The organism is Thermoleptolyngbya sp. M55_K2018_002, assembly GCF_015295965.1.
Lineage (GTDB): Bacteria > Cyanobacteriota > Cyanobacteriia > Elainellales > Elainellaceae > Thermoleptolyngbya > Thermoleptolyngbya sichuanensis.
On sequence record NZ_DVEA01000159.1, the window covers coordinates 1 to 2310 of the forward strand.

Sequence of the window (2310 nt, forward strand, 5' to 3'; positions counted from 1 at the left end):
CCGTCTCGCAGCCGCTCTCTCCACTCTGCCCATCGCTCACCCACCCCACTACCGTCTGCGACAGTTTCTCCCCCGCCACCCGTTTCGACTTCGGGCGACTTGCCGAGCCGCCCCGGTGGTTGGCAGCCAGGGACGATTGCTCCGATTGTGCCCGCTGCTCCTCAGGCAATCGCCCCGCCCGCCCCACAAGCCACGTCAACCCCTGCAACCCAAGCTAGCGCCACAGCGGGTTTTTCCCCAACAGAGCCGTCGCCTACTCGCTCCGCTCCTGCGCCATCTGCCTCGTCTGCTGTCTCTCCAGCACCCACTTCGACAGAGGCTTCTGCTGCTGCGAATTCCCCCTTTCTGGCCCAGACCCAGGCGACTCCAGATTCATCGAAAGGGTCGAAAATGTCTGAAGGGTCGGCTCCTGAACGGGCGATCGCCGCTCTAGCAACGGGCATCCTGCCGACAACGCAGCCTCGACGCATCTCCAAGCCGCGTATCCAGCCCCGTCCGGCAAACGCACGCCTTCTACCACCCTCTGAATTTGTCCCGGTGCAGTCTGCCAGCAAGACCCTGGCGACACTTCCATTGCACACTCCTCGGCTCGTGGTAGACCTGAGCGATCGCCAGGTGTACTTTTACCACGGGGATCAGCTTAAGGCAAGCTACCCCGTTGCTATTGGACAAGATGGCTGGGAAACACCGCAGGGCACATTTCGCGTCATCGATCGCCAAACCTATCCCCTGTGGGAGCATCCCATCACCAAGGAGCTCATTGGCAACGACCCGCGCAACCCACTGGGGACGCGGTGGATTAGCTTCTGGACAGACGGGTTTCACTCGATCGGTTTTCACGGCACCAACCGCGACGACTCGGTGGGGCAGGCGGTGTCTCACGGCTGTCTGCGGATGCGAAATGCCGATATCGAAGCGCTCTACGATTCAGTCGCCTTGGGAACACCAGTTCTGGTTCGGGAATAGTGATCACTTTTTTTCAAGAACCGCAGCAGCAGCGAGTTTGTAATCACGCTGACGGAGCTGAGCGCCATCAGCCCACCCGCCGCCGACGGACTGAGAATCAGACCCAGCGTGGGCAGCAGCACGCCCGCCGCCACGGGAATACCCAACAGGTTATAGGCAAAGGCCCAGAACAGGTTTTGGCGAATCTTGTTGAAGGTGGCGCGGCTAAGGCGCAGGGCGGCGCTGATGTCCGTCAGGCGATCGCCCATCAGCACAATCTCCGATGCCTCAATCGCCGCATCCGTGCTGGAGTGCAGGGAAATGCTGACATCTGCCTGGGCCAGGGCGGGCGCGTCGTTGATGCCGTCGCCCACCATGCCCACCCGCTTGCCCTGGGCCTGAAGCTGGGCGATCGCCGCTACTTTTTCTTGGGGCAACAGGCTCGCCTGCACGTCTTCGGGCGCAAAGCCCAACATCTGGGCGATCGCCCTGGCGGCCGCAGGCTGATCCCCTGTCAGCAGGCGCAGCCCCAGTCCTGCATCGCGGAGTTGCTGCACAGCCGAGACTGCATCGGGTCGCAAAGGATCTTGCATAGCCATGAGGCCCACACAATGCTGCCCAATGCCGATGTAAATGACGGTCTTGCCTGTTGCGGCGATCGCCTCCGCCTGTTCGCAAACCGTTTCTTCCAGCAAAACGCCATTTTGCCGCAGCCAAGTTGTCGTACCCAAGTAAGCCGCTGCGCCTTCCACTTGTGCAGATACGCCCAACCCTGGCTGCGTCTGAAATTCGGCAGCAGGCAATAGCGACAACTCCTGCTGCTGCGCGGCTTGGCGAATCGCCGCAGAAAGTGGGTGAGTGGTTCCGGCTTCAACCGTTGCCGCCAGTTGCAGCAGCCGCGCCGCCGTCCAGCCCGCCGCCAGCGGTACGCAGTCCGTTACCACCGGGCGGCCCTGGGTCAGCGTGCCCGTCTTGTCGAAAACGAGGGTGTCCAAAGCCTGCGCCTTTTCCAGCACATCGCCGCCGCGAATCAGCAAGCCCCGCTCTGCGCCCAGGCTAGAGCCAACCAGAATGGCGGTCGGCGTGGCCAGGCCCAGCGCACAGGGACAGGCAATTACCAAGACGGCGATCGCCAGCTTCAGGCTCAGCAACAGCGGCGACGGCATGGCGGCGTGCATCATGGCCGAGTCGCCAGTCATCCCCGTGTGGGCGAGGTGGGCGGTGTGGGCCATGCCCAGCCCGATTTCATGAATACCCAGCGCGGCAATGGGGTCGTGCCAGAGGGGTAGCCCCACAAAATACCAGAACAGAAACGTCAGCAGCGCCAGCGCCAGCACGCCATAGGTAAAGTAGCCTGCCACACTA

General features: G+C 62.5%; 2 protein-coding genes. One reads left to right on the forward strand and one right to left on the reverse strand.

All coding sequences use genetic code 11. The features are described from left to right. On the forward strand, positions 1-966 hold a 966-nt coding region (locus tag IGS51_RS07775; RefSeq protein WP_297077765.1), incomplete at its 5' end, for a L,D-transpeptidase family protein. Here the strand turns inward: IGS51_RS07775 and IGS51_RS07780 are convergent. Next, positions 921-2310 (reverse strand): heavy metal translocating P-type ATPase (locus IGS51_RS07780; protein WP_297077767.1); only part of this gene is annotated, 1390 nt, incomplete at its 5' end. The genes IGS51_RS07775 and IGS51_RS07780 overlap by 46 nt on opposite strands.